The sequence below is a fragment of the Citroniella saccharovorans genome (assembly GCF_035481615.1).
GTDB lineage: Bacteria > Bacillota > Clostridia > Tissierellales > Peptoniphilaceae > Citroniella > Citroniella saccharovorans.
In genome coordinates, this window is record NZ_JAYKOT010000003.1 from 1,021,775 (window position 1) to 1,038,054 (window position 16,280).

Below are 16,280 nucleotides of genomic sequence, written 5' to 3' on the forward strand. Positions count from 1 at the left end.
CAAATAAGATAAATTTTTATAAATGATAAAGTATTCTTATTTCTTACTAAGAATATTATAATAAAAATATTTTTTAGAATTCTTTTTATAATTAATATCTTATTTATATATGACTAACTTTTTTTCTTTATTTCATTAAGTCTTTCATTTAAAAGTTTTTCTTCTCCCCTCATTACTTTTTCATAAAACTTTTCACTTATGCCATCTGGAAGATAGTTTGCATCTACATATCCATTTTCATAATTATGGGGATATTTATAATTTATACCATAGCCAAGTTTTTTAGCAGATTCATAATGTGTATCTTTTAAAAAATTAGGTACATCATTATTTGGATTATTTCTAACAAAATCAATTGCCTTATCTATAGCTAAATATGAGGAATTAGACTTAGGGGAAAGAGCTAAGTAAATAGCTGCTTCTGCTAAAGTAATCCTTGCTTCAGGCATGCCTATTTTCTCAACTATATTTAATGAGCTTGAAGCAACATTAATAGCGTTTGAATTAGCTAGCCCTATATCCTCACTTGCAAGAATACATAACCTCCTAGCTATAAACATCGGGTCCTCTCCAGCCTCTAAAAGTTTTGCTAAGTAGTATATAGCAGCATCAGGACTTGATCCCCGAACTGATTTTATAAAGGCAGAAATCGTATTATAATGTTCATCATCCCTATTTCCTATATTCTGATATTTTTTTTCTAAAATATCTTCAAGATTTGATTTTGTAATAATTGATTTTCCATCTTTATAATCAGAGCTTACAGCAGCATTTTCTATAATATTTAAAAGCATTCTTGAATCTCCATTAGAAAATCTTAGTAAAAAATCTCTAGCATCGCTGTCAATTTCAACTCCCAAGTTTTTAATAATTTCATCCTCATTAAGCGCCTTATCAATAAGTCTATTAAGATCCTCTTTTCTAAGAGCCTTTATTTCAAATACAATTAATCTTGAAAGAAGTGCCTTATTTACGGAAAAATAAGGATTTTCTGTAGTTGCTCCAATTAAAATTATAAGCCCATTTTCTACAAAAGGTAATAAATAATCCTGTTGCGATTTATTAAATCTATGAATTTCATCTAGAAATAATATACTTGGCTTTTTATATAATTCTATATTTTGCTTAGCTTCTTTGACTAGTTTTTTTATATCCCCAACCCCGCTTGTTACAGCCGATAATTTATAGTAAGGGTATGAAAAACTATCTGCCAATATTGAAGATATACTAGTTTTTCCAGTTCCTGGTGGGCCAAAAAATATACAAGAGGGTAAATGATTAGACTTTATCATTTTTTTAAAATAAGCTACAACTTTTTCTTGCCCTAATATATCATCCATTGTTTTTGGCCTTAATCTATATGGTAGAGGTTTAAAAGCACTTAGATTTTCCTTAGCTTCCATTTCAAATAAATTCATTAGTTTTCTCCTTCTTTCTTAGAAAATCCGCATTATATAAATATATTTCTTATGTATAAATAAAATAATAGGTAAATCTACTATCAATTATAACAATTAAATATATAAAAACAAAAAATAGGAGGAAAATCCTCCTATTTTAATTATCTTCCTTGTTTAAATTTTTTACCTCGCTTAAAAAGCCAGTAACATCTTTAAACTCTCTATATACGCTTGCGAATCTAATGTATGAGACTTCATCAAGCTCTTTGAGTTTATCCATAACCATATCTCCAATAAGTGTAGAAGTTACTTCCTTTTGATTTAAGTGATTGAGTGAAATTTCAATTTCATCAACAGCAGCTTCAAGGTCTTCAATGCTTACCGGTCTTTTCTCGCAGCTTCTAATCATTCCCTTTAAAACTTTTTCTCTAACAAAAGCTTCTCTTGTTTGGTCTTTTTTAATAACCATCAAAGTCGTGTCCTCGTATCTCTCATAAGTTGTAAATCTTTTATTACAGTAAAGACACATCCTTCTTCGCCTAATTGACATATTGTCTTCAGTGGGTCTTGAATCTACAACTTTGGTATCATGAAAATTACAATATGGACACTTCATCTAAAAACCACTTCTTTTTAAGAATGAAGGTATGCTAATTTCAGAATCTATTTCTTGTTCTTTTTCTTTCTTTTCTTCTTTAGTTGTATTAACTGCTGGCTTTTCTGGATCAAATCCAGTAGCTATAACAGTAATTTTAATATCATCTTTCAATGTTTCATCAGTTCCAGCACCGAAGATAATGTTGGCATCTTTATCAACTGATTCTCTAATTAAATCTGCTGCTTCATTAATTTCAAAAATTCCAAGCTCTCCACCAGTTACATTAATTAGAACTGACTTTGCACCATCAATTGAAGTTTCTAATAAAGGAGACTTAATAGCAGCCTTAGCAGCTTCAATACTTCTATTTTCGCCACTAGCAATTCCAATACCCATATGAGCGATACCTTGATCACTCATAACAGATTTAACATCAGCAAAGTCAAGATTAATTAGATTTGGAACAGCAATTAAATCTGATATACCCTTAATACCATTCATAAGTACTTCATCAGCCATTTCAAAAGCTTCTACCATAGTTGTTCTCTTTTCAGCAATTTGTAAAAGTCTGTCATTTGGAATAGTTACTAAAGTATCTACCTTTTCTTTTAATACTTGAATCCCTTGTTCTGCTTGAATTTGTCTTTTTCTTCCTTCAAATGAAAAAGGTTTTGTTACAATTCCAACAGTAAGTATTCCCATTTCTTTAGCAGTTTCTGCAACAATAGGAGCAGCTCCAGTACCTGTTCCGCCTCCCATTCCAGCAGTTATAAATACCATATCTGCTCCTTGTAAAACATCGGCAATTTCATTCTTAGATTCTTCTGCTGCTTTTGCTCCAACTGTAGGATCTCCTCCCGCGCCTAATCCTCTAGTAAGCTTTGTACCAATTTGTAGTGCAACATCTGCATTAGAAGATGCAAGAACTTGTTTGTCGGTATTTACTACTATAAATTCAACTCCCTTTAGTCCATGATCAATCATTCTTTTAAGTGCATTATTTCCACCGCCGCCAACTCCAATGACTTTAATCTTAGCAAGGTCATTAGAATATACTTCCATATCAAACATTTATTTCATCCTCCAATTCAAATTCACAAATTAATAAATTTAATATCAATGTAATTATAGCAAAATTTAAATATTCTTTCTAATAAAAAAAGTCCTAAACTAGTATAATTTAGGACTTTTTCAGAGAAAATCATATTTTTTTGTATTACTTATATAGATGTAAAAATCTTATATTTTAGCCATTTTTGATTATAAAATTTTTATTTTCTTTAAATATTGTATCAAAAATATAAACTTAATCTTTTACAACAATTGGATTATCTGTATCTTTTAAAATAATTTCCTTAGGAGAAATTTTCTTTTCTTTTAAGTCAATTATAATCTTTTCAATTAGAGAAAATTTGTAATCATAATCTTCTAATTTGCCAAAACTTATAATTGTATGAGAGTTAACTCTTAATTTAACATCATCCTCAGCTTCACCAAAGTCAATTTCTTTTGTAACTGTATATAAGTCTTTATCAATGAGTGTTTTTAAAAATTCTTCTTCTCTAGGACTACTTGTAATCTTAGCTCCAATTTGTAAACTGTCATAGGATGCATTGATAATTTTAATAAGTTTATTTTGCTGTTCTTCACTTAATTTTTTTTCAAGTCTATCAACTATAAGATCAGAAGAAATAATTAAATAACCCTTATCCACACTAACGTAAGCAAAATCAGCATCTTCAACAACATTAATTACAATCTTATTTGGTAAAAGTTTTTCTACTTTTACAGATTTTATATTATCTAATTGCTTGATATTATTCTCTATATTCTTAGTATTTAGCTTGAAGAAATTCTCCTTACTTATATTTGCCTTTTCAATAATTTCTTCATCCTTTAATAGAATATTGCCCTTAACGACAATATCATCTCCAGTTTTAAAATAATCATGAGTTAAGGCTAAAAAAGCTCCCATGAGAATCAAACCTATGATAATAAATAGAGAAGTGAATGCTATCCATTTAGAATTATTCTTCTTTTTTCTTTTTTTATTATATTTTTCATCTTCTATAGTTTTATTATCGATATCATAATCATTATTTGAAAACATTACTCTCTCCTATTTATAAAATTTTTAAAATCTCATCAACTATTATCTGAGAAGAATTTTCTTTGGCTAATTTGTAAGAATTCTTGCTCATAGCCTCTAAAATTTTTTCATCAGCTAGTATTTCTTTTATTTTATCATATAATAAAGAAGAATTTAAGTCTTTTTCTAAAATCATAGAAGAAGCACCAACATCTTCATATAATTTAGCATTATATTCTTGGTGGTTTTCCGCTGTATAGCTTTTAGGAATTAAAATCGAAGGAATTTTTAAAAGAGATAGTTCAGATAAAGTTATAGCCCCGCTAGAAGTAACAGCTAGATCTGTAATATCATAAACTGTGTCTATATCATGAACAAAATCTACAATCTTTATATTGTCTTTTAAAGGACCCTTTAATCCATCCATAAAGCTTTTATAATTATCTTTTCCAGTTTGATGATAAATATTAAAATTTATCTCATCGCTATATTTGTTAATCATATCAAGTACAACTTTATTTAGTTTTTCATATCCATTAGATCCACCAAATGAAAAAATAGTTTTAAGTGATGGATTAAGTCCTAATTTTAAATATGAGTCTATAAGTTTCTCTCTTTTTTTCTTGAAATTTCTAATTGGATTTCCAGTAACTACTATTTCATTTTTATTTTTTAAATAAGTTTTAGAGGCTTCATAAGTCGTAAGTACTTTATCTACTCTTTTTGCTAAAAATTTATTTGTAATACCTGGAAGTGAATTTTGCTCATGAATAACTGTTTTTTTTCTTAAAAGCGTTGCAGCTAATAGTACTGGTCCAGATACATAACCACCTGTACCTATAACAACATCAGGTTTAAAATCTTTAATTATTTTTCTAGCATCATTAATTCCAATAAGAAGTTCTTTTAAACTTATAAAAAGTTTCTTTCCAAACCTTCTTGGAAGAGGTAAAACTCTAACCGTTTTAAAGTTTATACCATTTTTCTTAGCTACTTCCTCTTCCATAGAATCTTTTTTCCCTACGTATAAAATCTCAACGTCTTTAAATCTATTTCTAAATTCTTCTACTATAGCAACAGCAGGATATATATGTCCGCCAGTACCACCGGCAGATATTATTAATCTCATAGTTATTCCTCATTTCTATATCTATCTTTTGAAATATTTAAAAGTACACCAGACATAATAAAAGTAATTATTAAAGATGTTCCTCCATAACTTATAAAAGGAAGAACCAAACCTGTTGGCGGAATTGCCCCAAAAGAAACTCCAATATTTATAGCAGCTTGAATACCTATCGATAAAGTTATTCCGCTAGCTAAAAATCTTCCAAATTCATTTTTTGCATCTTTAGCTATAGCTAGTCCTAGCCTTATGAAGTAAAAAAACAAAATAATTATAATAAAAGCTCCAACTATACCAGTTTCTTCAGCAATAATTGAAAAAATAAAATCATTATGCGCTTCAGAAAGGTATAAGTATTTTTGCCTGCTCATACCTAGTCCCTGACCAAAAACACCGCCCGTTGTTACAGCAAAAAGGGCCTGAGAAAGCTGCCATCCCTTATCATGAAAGTCCTTAAGCGGATCTAAAAAAGCTAAAACTCTGTTTTTTCTATAATCAGCACCTGAAAAAAATATAAAATAAATTACACTAACTACAAACAAAGTAGAAGAAACAACAAAATGACTTATTTTCATACCGCTTAAAAAATACATAGCTCCTAATGTAAGTGCTATAACTAATGTTGTGGATAAGTTTGGCTGTAAATATATAGGAATAATGGTAATGGCTATAATAATCAAAACAATAAGTAAACCTTTTTTTAAATCAGTTCTCATTTTTTTATTTTTAGATAAATATGAAGCCATTAAAAGTATACTTGCCCCCTTCATAAAATCCGAAGGCATAAAAGAAATTGGTCCTAGATTTAGCCACCTTCTAGCAAAAGTTCCATAATCGCTTGATAAAGGAGTGAAAATTAAAATAAGTAGGATTAAAGATAGAAGATAAATTACTAGGCTAAACTTTTTATATACTCTATAATCAATAAAACTTATTAAAATCATAGAAATTATTCCAATTATACCAAATATTAATTGTTTTTTTGCAAAATAATTACTTGCATAGTTAAGTCTTTGAGCGTATGGCCAAGAAGCACTATATACAAAAATTACGCCTATAATAAATAAAAGAATTATTAGAGCAAACAACTTTTTATCAAATTTAATCCTATTCATATCATAGTCTCCAATATATCTATTATAAATTATTTACTATCTCCTTAAAATGTCTACCTCTTGTTTCATAATTAGGATACATATCCCAAGATGCACAAGCAGGAGATAATAAAATATTAGATCCATCTTTAGCCTTATCGAAAAGAACATCAACAGCTTCTTCAAGGTCACTTACGCTAATAATATTTGTAAAACCACTTTTTTTAGCTTGGTCTAGAATCTTTTCTTTAGTTTGACCAAAAACTGCTATCATCTTTACTCTGGATTCAAAAGCATTAAATAAATCTTCAAACGAAACAAACTTGTCATATCCACCAAGTATTAAATAAATATCTGAATCAAAGGCCTTTATTGCATTTATGGTTGCATCTACATTGGTTCCTTTAGAGTCATTATAGAATTTTACACCTTGTACTTCTCGCACAAATTCTATTCTATGTTCTACTCCTTTGAAGGTTTTTACAGTGTTTCTGATACATTCAAAAGGTACAGATAGTGAATCTGCTATAGCAATAGCAATTAAAACATTTTCTAAATTATGTTTTCCTAAAAGTTTTATCTCACAAGTCTTCATTATAACATTATCTTCTGAATCTTTTACTATATTTTCACCACTTACAAAAATTCCTTTTGATAGTTTTCTTCCCTTACTTGTTCTAACTAGATTAGCTTTAGTTTGAACTTCATGTAGTATTTTATCATCATCATTAATAATTAAAAAATCTTCCTCAGTTTGATTTTTTGTTACTTTAAGCTTTGCGTCCCTATATGCTTCAAAAGATCCATGCCAATCATTATGATCTGGGGTAATATTTATAATTGAAGCTATATTTGGTTTGAATTTTGATGTATCTTCTAGCTGAAAGGAAGAAGATTCAATAACATATATATCTGAATCAGATCCACTAATAAAATATGGAAGCATACCAATTCCTATATTGCCAACTAAATGTGATTTATATCCTGCATTTAAAAGAATTTCATTTACAAGTGTAGATGTAGTAGTTTTACCATTAGTACCTGTAATTGAAATTATTTTTCTCTTCGGATATAGTCTATATGCAAGTTCCAAATCAGAAATAATTTCAACTTTTTCTTTAATTTTTTTGACAATTGGGTTTGATGGTTTGATCCCAGGAGATTTTATGCAATATGAAAAATCTTCTAAATTATCTAATTCTTTTAAAACTTTTAAATTTTTATTGTTAGCTAGTATCTCTTCCTCTTCTAATTTCTCATCATAAATATAGACTTTTTTACCTAGCTCTAATAGGGAACTAGCTGATGCCTTTCCTGTAATTCCATATCCTAAAATTAAAACTTTTTCTTCCATTTTTATCTCCTAAAGTAAATTTGTAGCTATTAAGCAGCAAATAACAGATATCACTGAAAATGCTGTTACAATCTTTTGTTCATTGTATCCTTTAAGCTCATAATGATGATGAATTGGGCTCATTAAAAATACTCTTTTTTTATTTCTTGTCTTATAACTTATAACTTGAATTATTACTGATAATGCTTCTATTAGATAAATAAAACCAAATATTGGTATGAAAAGTGCCATATTATACATAAGTGCAATTGTTGTTATTAGTCCACCTAAAAGCATGGATCCTGTATCCCCCATGAATACAGATGCTTTATTGGAATTAAATACTAAAAATCCTAAAAGTGCTCCAAATGTAATTATAACTATTCCACTTGTACTCAAATCATGATTTGAGGCAACTAGCAAAAATCCTAATACTGGAAGTGTAACTGTTGAAACTAATCCATCTAGTCCATCAGTTAAATTAACTGCATTTACAGTACCAAGCATTATAAATGGGTAAATAATAAATATTGAATATCCAAGGTGAATTGTATTTTTTGAAAATGGTAAAATTACTTTATCATAGTCCACACCTAACTCTTTTTTTAAAAGATAAATAACTATAAAAGATATGGCAAATTGTAAGAGTAATTTGCCTTTTGCACTTAAACCAAGCGATCTTTTCATAACTAATTTTAGGAAATCATCTATAAAACCTACAAATCCAAATCCTAAAGATCCTATTATTATAATTAGTAATTTTAAATCTTTTGGTAAGTATATGATAGATAAAATAATTATGGTAAGAAGTATTATTATTCCTCCCATAGTAGGTGTTCCTGATTTTTTATAATGTTCTTTTGGACCTTCTTCTCTTATGTTTTGTCCTATATGCATTTTCTTTAGAATCGGTATAAATAGTTTTCCTAAAATAATGCTTAAAACTATCGCATTCAAAAGAAGTAGTGTTATACTCTTTATTTTTTCCATTAATATCTCCTATTCATTGGTCTCAATATAAATATATGATCCTTCTTCAACATAAAAACCAGCACTTGGTTTTTGGTAGCTTATTACACTATCACCTTTATGCTCATCATAACTTAGGTGCATACTGTCTAATATACTCCTTGCATCTTTAAATTTCAAGTTTAATATATCTGGCACTTCAACTTTTCCAATTAAGTTATTTTCTGTCATTATATCTACAATAGATCCTTTTCTGATTTTTTTCTCCTTTTGCTGGTGCTTGTGATAAAACAAGATCATCTGAATCTACTTCAAATGAAGTTATTGAGTGTTCAAGTCCATTTTCAATAAGTAAATTAACTGCATCTAAAACTTTTAAACCAACTATATCTGGAACCTCTACTTCCTCACTATCAGTTTCTGCGCTACTATCAGGTAGTATCCCTTCAAGGTCAATTATAGACTTTATGATATTTTTGACACATGAAGCTGCTACAACATTTCCTGAAGAAGCTCCCTTTGGTTCATCAATAACAGCAAGTATTGTATATTTTGGGTTTTCTGATGGAAACACTCCTAAAAATGAAGCTACTGTAGTTTCCATTTGATAAGCTCCATCTACAAATTTAACACTTGTACCTGTCTTCCCACCTACGTCATATCCTGAGATTTTTGCTCCATCAGCAGTTCCATGTTCCACTCCAGATTTCATCATCTCTCGCATTTTTTTTGATGTTTCCTTAGATATAACTCTTCTAACAACTTGCGAGTTATTTACAAAAACATTATTTGTATCACTATCTTCAATTTCCTTAACAATTCTTGGTTTATATAAATTTCCACCATTTACAACTGCGTTTATAGCAGTAATCATCTGGATTGGTGTAACAGCTATCCCATGACCATAACTAAGAGTAGCCAGTCTTACATTTGAAATTTCATCCAAACTTTTAGGTATAATTCCCTCTTCTTCAGCTGGTAGGTCAATTCCAGTCTTCTTTCCAAATCCAAATTTCTTTATATATTCATACATTTTTTTCTTTTCCAAGATCTTGTGCTATTTTTATGAATGCTGGATTGCAAGAATGGTCCATAGCTTCTACAAAATTTTGATCACCATGTGGATCATAATACCTATAACATCTAAGTATTGTATCATCAACCTCAACTTCTCCATCACACCTGTAGTTAATGCTGTCATTAGCAGTTTTTTTCTTCATAGGCTGCAGAAGCTGTAATAAATTTAAATACACTTCCTGGTTCATATACATCATTAACTGCAAAACTTCTCCACATATCATAATATTTTTCTGTTACAGCTTCATCTGATAAGGATTCGAATAATTTTTGCTCCTTTTCATCTAATGACTTTCTTGGAAAGTTTGGATCATATTTAGGATAATTATCTAATGCTAGTACATCACCATTATTAGGATCCATAACTATTATAGAAAGTTTTTTGGGCTTGTATTTATTATAATTTTCTTCTCCAAACTTTGATACAAATTCTTGTATCCTCTCATCTATAGTGAGAACTACATCGTTTCCCTGATCTGCTTCTACTGTTTCTTTTTTTTTCAAATGGAATTAACTGTCCAAGTGGATTAACTGCTTCCTTGCTTTTCCCACTTTTGCCAAAGAGTTCTTTATTATAGGATGCTTCTATTCCATATTGACCTATCCCATCTGAATTTACAAAGCCAAGCACAAAAGGTAGACTTTTTCCTGAAGGATAAAATCTATTCTCCTCCGGAGAAATGGATACACCCGTAATATAGTCATCATTTTTATAATCCATAGCTTTTTCTAGCTGTGTTTTCATTTCATTAGAAACACGATCTTTTATTTTGACAATACTTTTCCCAACTATTTTCTCATAAATTTCTTCCTCATCTATGCCTGTAATTTCAGAGACTTTAGAAACTGTTTTTGCAACATTCTTCATTTCATTTGGCCAAAGATAAAGACTATTTATAGAAACATTTGTTGCTAAAATATTTTTATTTCTATCAAGTATCTGTCCTCTTTTTCGGTTTAAGTTCTACTTCACTTATTCTTTGCTCAATCGCTTTATTCTTGTACTCATCCCCACCTTCAGAGTTTAAATAAATTAGTCTTACTCCATAGTAGATAAAAAGTATTATAAAAAGAGAAGTAATAAACTTAACCCTAGAAGAAAAATTATAAGATATTGTTTTCTTTTCTCTCTTTTTCCTATCTCCCATATTAATCACCTAATATATTATCTAAAAAAGTTTAATATAGAAGACAAAAGCCCATAAGATTTCTCAGGGTTTTTTTTTCTTCAGCTAATTCATGCTCTTTAAAATCAGTATCTACACTTACATACTGGTCAGTTCTAGGATAGTCCATCCCAAGTCTAATCTTGGCTAAGCTTTCTATCCTATCTGTAGCCTTATATGGTTCTATCTCTGTTATTAAAAAATCTCTCTCTGCTTGTAAGCTTTTTATCTCATTATCAAGTTCAAAAGACCTATTCGATAACAGAGAAACTTTAGAATATCTAGATAAAAGTGTAAATATCATGGCAATAGATAAAATCCCCATTATGGATAGTTTTATATTTCTTAACTTTAATCTTCTATATAAAGTTTTTTTTCTATTCTCATTATTAGGCATGACAGTTTTAACTATTTTTACTCTTTTTCTTTCAAGACTGTCTTTTTTTCTAATTCTTTCTTCCATATCTAAACTCTTTCTGCAACCCTAAGTTTTGCACTTCTAGCTCTAGGATTTTCTTTGTTTTCACTATCACTTGCAACTATAGGCTTTTTAGTTATAATCTTTATTTTCTTCTTATGTCCGCAAACACAAATTGGTAATTCTTTAGGACAAATACAATTTTTACTTTCTCTTTGAAAAATTGATTTTACAATTCTATCTTCAAGTGAATGAAAAGTAATTATAGCTATTCTTCCTTCTTTATTTAAAATATCTAGTAATAAAGGGATAGTCTTTTCTAGGACATCAAGCTCCTTATTTACTTCAATTCTTAAAGCTTGAAAAACTCTTTTGGAAGGATGAGTTTCATAATTTCCCATAACACTTTTTTTGATAATTTCATTTAACTCAAAACTTGTTCGAATTTCTTTTTTTTCTCTTTCTTTTAAAATATTCGAAACAATTTTCTTTGAATACTTTTCTTCTCCATATTCAAAGAAAATTGTTTCCAACTCTTCTTTTGAATACCTATTTATTATATCTTTTGCTGTTAAAGGATTTGACCTGTCCATCCTCATGTCTAGCTCACTATCCTGAGAATATGAAAAGCCTCTTTCCTTATCATCTATTTGCATAGATGATACGCCTATATCCATTAAAATTCCATCAACAGAATATATTCCAATTTCCTCAAGTCTTTTTACTGAATTAACAAAATTATCCTTAATAATTGTTACATTTTGGTAGGATTCTAATCTTTTTTTAGCTATATCAATAGCATTTTGATCTTGATCAAATGCATAAAGCCATCCAGTATTGTTTAAATGCTTTAATATCTCATTGCTATGTCCACCAAGACCAAGAGTTAAATCTAAATATATTTTATTTTCTCTAATATTTAATGATTTTATAGTTTCTTCTAATAGAACTGGTTTATGTGATGGATTCATATTATTCTCCTACTAAATTTCTAGATCTTGTAACTTTTCCGTAATTGAATCATAGTTAGAACTTTCATCTTCATTGAAGGCTTCCCACTTTTCCTTGTCCCAAATCTCGATTCTTTTAGCAACTCCAATTATATATACTTCCTTATCCAACTGAGCATATTGTCTTAAATTTTGTGGTATTGATAGTCTTCCTTGCTTGTCAAGTTCACAAGGACTAGCTCCAGCGAAAAACAATCTAGCGAAAGATCTGGCCTCTTTCATTGATAGTTGCTTAAGTCTACCAATTTTTTCCGCTAAAATTTCCCACTCATTATTTGTATATATAAAAATGGTATTTTCCATTCCTTTTGTGGCATAAAAAGTAGTCCCAAGTTCTTCTCTGAACCTAGGAGGAAATACTACTCTACCTTTTGAATCAATGCTATATTTAAATTCTCCAGTAAACATAAAGTCACCTACTTTTTACCACTTTTTACCACTTTTATACCACTCATATATATAATACCCTATTTTTATATATTTTTCAAATAAGCAAAAAAAAATAAAAGGCTATTTCTAGCCTTTTATAACTTATGTGAAAATTTATTTTATAAAAATCTATTTAATTATTTTTTTTCTAGAATTTATTAATAAATAAATACCCACCAAGATAAATATTATACTAACGATTTGAGAAATTCTAAATCCTAAAAAGTAAAGTGAGTCTGTTCTTAGGCCTTCTACAAAAAACCTAAGTATTCCATAAAATATAAGGTAAAAGCTAATAACTTCTCCCTTAGCTTTTTGTTTTTTTCTAGAATAATATAAGAGAAAGATAAATATAATAAAATTTCCTAATGATTCATATAAAAATGTCGGGTGGTAGCTTTTCCCATCAATTATTACTGCCCAAGGAAGATTTGTTTCAGTTCCATGAGCCTCCATATTAATAAAATTTCCCCACCTGCCAATAGCTTGGCCAAGTGCAAGTGAAGGGGCAGTTAGGTCTGTAATATCTAAAAAGTTAATCTTTTTTTTTCTTAGACATAAAGTATGCAGCCAAATATGCAGCAATTATACCCCCATAAATAGCAAGTCCACCGCCTCTAATATTTATTATTTCAATTGGATTGTTCTTATAATAATCCCACTGAAAAATGACATAATATAATCTAGCACCTATTATTGATAAAGGTAGAGAAACTAATAAAATATCAGATAGATCATCTTCTGAAATTCCTCTTCTCTTGGCTTCCTTAGTTGCTAATAGTATTCCTAAAACCATCCCTAAAGATATAAGAATGGCATACCACATTATATCAATTCCAAAAATTGAAAATGCTACTCTGTCCAGTTTTGGTATCAATTTAAACCTCCTTGAAATTTATCTACTAATAGATTTTTTAAAATTTAATGAAATTATCTTTAAAAATAAAGATAATATAAAAGAAAAAAATCAAAAAGTATATAATAATTCTAATACAAATTTGATAGAAAAAGTCTCCAGTTAAAATTCTAATCATAATATCAGTATTTGGGTTCATTAGCCATAAATCATTGTTAAAAAATATCTTATGAAAAATAATAAAACTGTTTTCAAAATTCAAAAACAATAAGCCAATCAAGGCTAAAAAAATAAAAGAACCAAAAAAAAATATTTTTGCTAAGTTTATTGAATAATATATAAGTATTAGTTTTTTTTAAATAGTATAAAAGAATGATAATTACAAATATAATTAATATTAGTCTTAGAGCTTTTCCACCACTATATAACTTATATACATCTTCCATGTGTTTTACTTCATTTTCATTAAAATGTTTATCTAAAAGTGAAGTATCACCCTTCTTTAAAAATAAGATAAAATCATTATTAATTTCTTTTAATTTTTCTTTGCTTAATCCGCTATCCTCACTAATATTATTTTTTTCTTGAAAATTATTATAAAAATTTAAATCATAAGAATTTATTTCTAATGAAGTTAAAAGTAAAATAATTAATATAAAGAAAGAAAGAGTAAATGAAACAACTCTATTCATCTACTCTTCATCCCAATTATGATATACTTCTTGAACATCATCGTTATCTTCAAGACTGTCAATTAATTTTTCCATCTTTTCTATGTTTTTTTCGTCTGATATTTTAACATAATTTTGAGGAATATATGAAATATCAGCTTTTTCAAACTTATATCCCTTATCTAAAAGATAATCTCTAACTTCAGCAAAATCCTTATCAACAGTTAATATTTCAAAAAAACCATCTTCAGAGATGAAATCCTCAGCTCCTGCTTCGAGTGCATCATTCATAACACTTTCTTCGTCAAGTCCTTCACCATTTATTACTAATTGTCCTTTTTTATCAAACATAAAGGAAACCGAACCATTTTGACCAAGATTGCCACCAAATTTATCAAAAACATGCCTTACATCAGGTGCAGTTCTATTCCTATTATCTGTTAGACAAAGAACCATAACTGCAACACCTTCGGGTCCATATCCCTCATAAAATAATTCTTCATAACTTCCAGCATCTTCTGCGCCTTGGGCTTTCTTTAATGCCCTTTCTATGTTGTCATTTGGTATATTTTCTGCTTTTGCTTTTTCAATTGCAGTTTTTAGCTGAGCATTATATTCAGGATCAGCTCCTCCTTCCCTTGCAGCAACAAAAATCATTCTTGCAAGTTTAGTAAACATCTTTCCTTTTTTTGCATCTTCGGCACCTTTTTTATTTTTAATCTTACTCCATTTATTATGTCCTGACATAAATTCACTTCCTTCATTGTTTGTTATAAAATTATTTTACCATCAAGTTCTGGTAAAAAAAGTTCTTTATTTATTTTTATATCTATATTACCATTTGTAAGATCATTAAGATCTTTAATAAGTTTCTCCCTACCTTGAGTGTGTATATAGATTCGTATGCACACCTTATCAGTAAAATCTTCTTTTAAAATATGGATATTTTCTATAGACAGGTAATTTTTTATTCTTCCCAAATCTAAGTAACTAACGATTAATTGTACATCAAAATATAGGGCCTTGTCAATAATTAAGGCCTTATCTAGTGCTAAAAGAGTAGCTTTTGAGTATGCCCTAACTAATCCTCCCTTTCCAAGAAGTCTGCCACCAAAATATCTAGTAACAACTACTACCGTCTTTTTTAAATTTTTATTTTGTAGAATTGATAAAATTGGAGGACCAGCAGTACCACTCGGCTCTCCATCGTCAGAATATTTCATAACTGTATTATCTATTATATAGGCATATACATTGTGTGTTGCGTCTTTATATTTCTCACTAATTTCCCTTATGAAATTTTCTGCTTCTTCTTGAGTCTCGGCAAATTGTGCACTTCCAATAAATCTAGACCTATCTACCTCAAATTCATCTATCCCTCTTTTTAGTATAGTTTTATAGCTATTTGCACTCATATTTTTTAAATCTTTCATAGTAGTATTTTTCTAAATCAGCATGAATTAATAGGCCTGTATCTTTTTTTTTCTACTTTCTTATTGCTTGCTAGATCTAAAAGTTCTGAAATTATCTTTTGCTCCTTATAATCAATAAAAAAATCTGTACTTACTAAATCTTCAGTTAAAAGTTCTTCTATCTTTTCAAATAATTTTTTAATATCTTCATCTTTTCTAGCTGAAATCCTAATCTTATTATCAGATAAACCAGCATCTGATATTAAATAGTCATCTTCAAGCAAATCTATTTTATTGTAAACTTCAAGTTTTTTTATTTCTTTTAAGTCTAACTTTTCTATTAAATCATTAATAGCATGAATTTGCCTTTGGGCATTTTCACTAGAGGTATCTAGCACAATTAATATTAGGTCAGAATACTTAAGCTCCTCTAAAGTAGACTTAAAAGACTCAACTAGTCCAATAGGTATATCTTCTATGATTCCTACAGTATCAGATAGAATAAACTCATATCCACTAGGACTTACAACTTCCCTTAGAGATGTATCTAAAGTTGCAAATAAAAGGTCATCTGAATATACTTTTTTATCTTCTCTTTGACTTGAAGACTCAATCATTTTATTCATAATAGT

The 16,280-nt window shown here is 28.8% G+C and carries 22 protein-coding genes and 1 pseudogene; all 23 read right to left on the minus strand.

Features of this window, described 5'->3' with window-relative positions; translation table 11 throughout:
- Positions 1-113 precede the first annotated feature (113 nt).
- Positions 114-1,418, minus strand: coding sequence for a replication-associated recombination protein A (locus tag VLK81_RS07435; RefSeq protein WP_324619995.1), 1,305 nt, complete (start codon positions 1,416-1,418; stop codon positions 114-116).
- Between the two features lie 139 nt (positions 1,419-1,557).
- Entirely contained in the window at positions 1,558-2,016 is a 459-nt protein-coding gene (nrdR, locus tag VLK81_RS07440) for a transcriptional regulator NrdR (RefSeq protein ID WP_324619996.1), read from the minus strand.
- On the minus strand, positions 2,017-3,069 hold the full coding sequence (gene ftsZ / locus VLK81_RS07445; protein WP_324619997.1) for a cell division protein FtsZ: 1,053 nt from the start codon (positions 3,067-3,069) through the stop codon (positions 2,017-2,019).
- 235 nt (positions 3,070-3,304) lie between these two features.
- On the minus strand, positions 3,305-4,108 hold the full coding sequence (locus VLK81_RS07450) for a cell division protein FtsQ/DivIB (RefSeq protein ID WP_324619998.1): 804 nt from the start codon (positions 4,106-4,108) through the stop codon (positions 3,305-3,307).
- Positions 4,109-4,121: 13 nt separating this feature from the next.
- Positions 4,122-5,216: an undecaprenyldiphospho-muramoylpentapeptide beta-N-acetylglucosaminyltransferase gene (gene murG / locus VLK81_RS07455; protein ID WP_324619999.1), complete on the minus strand. Its 1,095-nt coding sequence runs from the start codon at positions 5,214-5,216 to the stop codon at positions 4,122-4,124.
- Positions 5,217-5,218: 2 nt separating this feature from the next.
- A complete protein-coding gene (gene ftsW, locus VLK81_RS07460; protein ID WP_324620000.1) occupies positions 5,219-6,328 on the minus strand; it encodes a putative lipid II flippase FtsW in 1,110 nt (369 codons plus the stop codon).
- Between the two features lie 22 nt (positions 6,329-6,350).
- On the minus strand, positions 6,351-7,661 hold the full coding sequence (gene murD / locus VLK81_RS07465) for a UDP-N-acetylmuramoyl-L-alanine--D-glutamate ligase (RefSeq protein ID WP_324620001.1): 1,311 nt from the start codon (positions 7,659-7,661) through the stop codon (positions 6,351-6,353).
- A gap of 9 nt (positions 7,662-7,670) precedes the next feature.
- On the minus strand, positions 7,671-8,630 hold the full coding sequence (gene mraY / locus VLK81_RS07470) for a phospho-N-acetylmuramoyl-pentapeptide-transferase (protein WP_324620002.1): 960 nt from the start codon (positions 8,628-8,630) through the stop codon (positions 7,671-7,673).
- Positions 8,631-8,639: 9 nt separating this feature from the next.
- A complete protein-coding gene (locus VLK81_RS07475) occupies positions 8,640-8,840 on the minus strand; it encodes a PASTA domain-containing protein (RefSeq protein WP_324620003.1) in 201 nt (66 codons plus the stop codon).
- Entirely contained in the window at positions 8,827-9,642 is an 816-nt protein-coding gene (locus VLK81_RS07480; RefSeq protein WP_324620004.1) for a penicillin-binding transpeptidase domain-containing protein, read from the minus strand. Before VLK81_RS07480 ends, VLK81_RS07475 begins: the two co-directional genes overlap by 14 nt.
- Entirely contained in the window at positions 9,635-9,829 is a 195-nt protein-coding gene (locus VLK81_RS07485; protein ID WP_324620005.1) for a hypothetical protein, read from the minus strand. The genes VLK81_RS07480 and VLK81_RS07485 overlap by 8 nt, the downstream gene beginning before the upstream one ends.
- On the minus strand, positions 9,810-10,190 hold the full coding sequence (locus tag VLK81_RS07490; protein WP_324620006.1) for a penicillin-binding transpeptidase domain-containing protein: 381 nt from the start codon (positions 10,188-10,190) through the stop codon (positions 9,810-9,812). Before VLK81_RS07490 ends, VLK81_RS07485 begins: the two co-directional genes overlap by 20 nt.
- Complete coding sequence (locus VLK81_RS07495; RefSeq protein ID WP_324620505.1) at positions 10,129-10,626, minus strand: penicillin-binding protein 2; 498 nt, start codon at positions 10,624-10,626, stop codon at positions 10,129-10,131. The genes VLK81_RS07490 and VLK81_RS07495 overlap by 62 nt, the downstream gene beginning before the upstream one ends.
- Positions 10,619-10,834: a hypothetical protein gene (locus VLK81_RS07500; RefSeq protein WP_324620007.1), complete on the minus strand. Its 216-nt coding sequence runs from the start codon at positions 10,832-10,834 to the stop codon at positions 10,619-10,621. The genes VLK81_RS07495 and VLK81_RS07500 overlap by 8 nt, the downstream gene beginning before the upstream one ends.
- A gap of 31 nt (positions 10,835-10,865) precedes the next feature.
- On the minus strand, positions 10,866-11,315 hold the full coding sequence (locus VLK81_RS07505; RefSeq protein ID WP_324620008.1) for a hypothetical protein: 450 nt from the start codon (positions 11,313-11,315) through the stop codon (positions 10,866-10,868).
- Between the two features lie 2 nt (positions 11,316-11,317).
- Positions 11,318-12,241, minus strand: coding sequence for a 16S rRNA (cytosine(1402)-N(4))-methyltransferase RsmH (rsmH, locus tag VLK81_RS07510; protein WP_324620009.1), 924 nt, complete (start codon positions 12,239-12,241; stop codon positions 11,318-11,320).
- Positions 12,242-12,253: 12 nt separating this feature from the next.
- Positions 12,254-12,688, minus strand: a complete 435-nt coding sequence (mraZ, locus tag VLK81_RS07515) for a division/cell wall cluster transcriptional repressor MraZ (protein ID WP_324620010.1) — start codon at positions 12,686-12,688, stop codon at positions 12,254-12,256.
- Between the two features lie 150 nt (positions 12,689-12,838).
- Positions 12,839-13,574: pseudogene (gene lgt, locus VLK81_RS07520) on the minus strand (prolipoprotein diacylglyceryl transferase).
- 49 nt (positions 13,575-13,623) lie between these two features.
- Positions 13,624-13,845: a lipoprotein intramolecular transacylase Lit gene (locus tag VLK81_RS09800; protein ID WP_407651962.1), complete on the minus strand. Its 222-nt coding sequence runs from the start codon at positions 13,843-13,845 to the stop codon at positions 13,624-13,626.
- Positions 13,817-14,257, minus strand: coding sequence for a lipoprotein intramolecular transacylase Lit (locus VLK81_RS07525; RefSeq protein ID WP_324620011.1), 441 nt, complete (start codon positions 14,255-14,257; stop codon positions 13,817-13,819). The genes VLK81_RS09800 and VLK81_RS07525 overlap by 29 nt, the downstream gene beginning before the upstream one ends.
- On the minus strand, positions 14,258-14,983 hold the full coding sequence (locus tag VLK81_RS07530) for a YebC/PmpR family DNA-binding transcriptional regulator (RefSeq protein WP_324620012.1): 726 nt from the start codon (positions 14,981-14,983) through the stop codon (positions 14,258-14,260).
- A gap of 23 nt (positions 14,984-15,006) precedes the next feature.
- Positions 15,007-15,669, minus strand: a complete 663-nt coding sequence (locus VLK81_RS07535; RefSeq protein WP_324620013.1) for an IMPACT family protein — start codon at positions 15,667-15,669, stop codon at positions 15,007-15,009.
- Positions 15,670-15,686: 17 nt separating this feature from the next.
- Positions 15,687-16,274: a GTPase gene (locus VLK81_RS07540; RefSeq protein ID WP_324620014.1), complete on the minus strand. Its 588-nt coding sequence runs from the start codon at positions 16,272-16,274 to the stop codon at positions 15,687-15,689.
- Positions 16,275-16,280: the final 6 nt, after the last annotated feature.

Excerpts from the sequence above, each read along its gene's own strand:
- VLK81_RS07435 (WP_324619995.1), bottom strand. The coding sequence starts at position 1,418 with ATGAATTTATTTGAAATGGAAGCTAAGGAAAATCTAAGTGCTTTTAAA.
- nrdR (WP_324619996.1), bottom strand. The coding sequence starts at position 2,016 with ATGAAGTGTCCATATTGTAATTTTCATGATACCAAAGTTGTAGATTCA.
- ftsZ (WP_324619997.1), bottom strand. The coding sequence starts at position 3,069 with ATGTTTGATATGGAAGTATATTCTAATGACCTTGCTAAGATTAAAGTC.
- VLK81_RS07450 (WP_324619998.1), bottom strand. The coding sequence starts at position 4,108 with ATGTTTTCAAATAATGATTATGATATCGATAATAAAACTATAGAAGAT.
- murG (WP_324619999.1), bottom strand. The coding sequence starts at position 5,216 with ATGAGATTAATAATATCTGCCGGTGGTACTGGCGGACATATATATCCT.
- ftsW (WP_324620000.1), bottom strand. The coding sequence starts at position 6,328 with ATGAATAGGATTAAATTTGATAAAAAGTTGTTTGCTCTAATAATTCTT.
- murD (WP_324620001.1), bottom strand. The coding sequence starts at position 7,661 with ATGGAAGAAAAAGTTTTAATTTTAGGATATGGAATTACAGGAAAGGCA.
- mraY (WP_324620002.1), bottom strand. The coding sequence starts at position 8,630 with ATGGAAAAAATAAAGAGTATAACACTACTTCTTTTGAATGCGATAGTT.
- VLK81_RS07475 (WP_324620003.1), bottom strand. The coding sequence starts at position 8,840 with ATGACAGAAAATAACTTAATTGGAAAAGTTGAAGTGCCAGATATATTA.
- VLK81_RS07480 (WP_324620004.1), bottom strand. The coding sequence starts at position 9,642 with ATGTATGAATATATAAAGAAATTTGGATTTGGAAAGAAGACTGGAATT.
- VLK81_RS07485 (WP_324620005.1), bottom strand. The coding sequence starts at position 9,829 with ATGAAGAAAAAAACTGCTAATGACAGCATTAACTACAGGTGTGATGGA.
- VLK81_RS07500 (WP_324620007.1), bottom strand. The coding sequence starts at position 10,834 with ATGGGAGATAGGAAAAAGAGAGAAAAGAAAACAATATCTTATAATTTT.
- VLK81_RS07505 (WP_324620008.1), bottom strand. The coding sequence starts at position 11,315 with ATGGAAGAAAGAATTAGAAAAAAAGACAGTCTTGAAAGAAAAAGAGTA.
- rsmH (WP_324620009.1), bottom strand. The coding sequence starts at position 12,241 with ATGAATCCATCACATAAACCAGTTCTATTAGAAGAAACTATAAAATCA.
- mraZ (WP_324620010.1), bottom strand. The coding sequence starts at position 12,688 with ATGTTTACTGGAGAATTTAAATATAGCATTGATTCAAAAGGTAGAGTA.
- VLK81_RS07525 (WP_324620011.1), bottom strand. The coding sequence starts at position 14,257 with ATGAATAGAGTTGTTTCATTTACTCTTTCTTTCTTTATATTAATTATT.
- VLK81_RS07530 (WP_324620012.1), bottom strand. The coding sequence starts at position 14,983 with ATGTCAGGACATAATAAATGGAGTAAGATTAAAAATAAAAAAGGTGCC.
- VLK81_RS07535 (WP_324620013.1), bottom strand. The coding sequence starts at position 15,669 with ATGAAAGATTTAAAAAATATGAGTGCAAATAGCTATAAAACTATACTA.
- VLK81_RS07540 (WP_324620014.1), bottom strand. The coding sequence starts at position 16,274 with ATGAATAAAATGATTGAGTCTTCAAGTCAAAGAGAAGATAAAAAAGTA.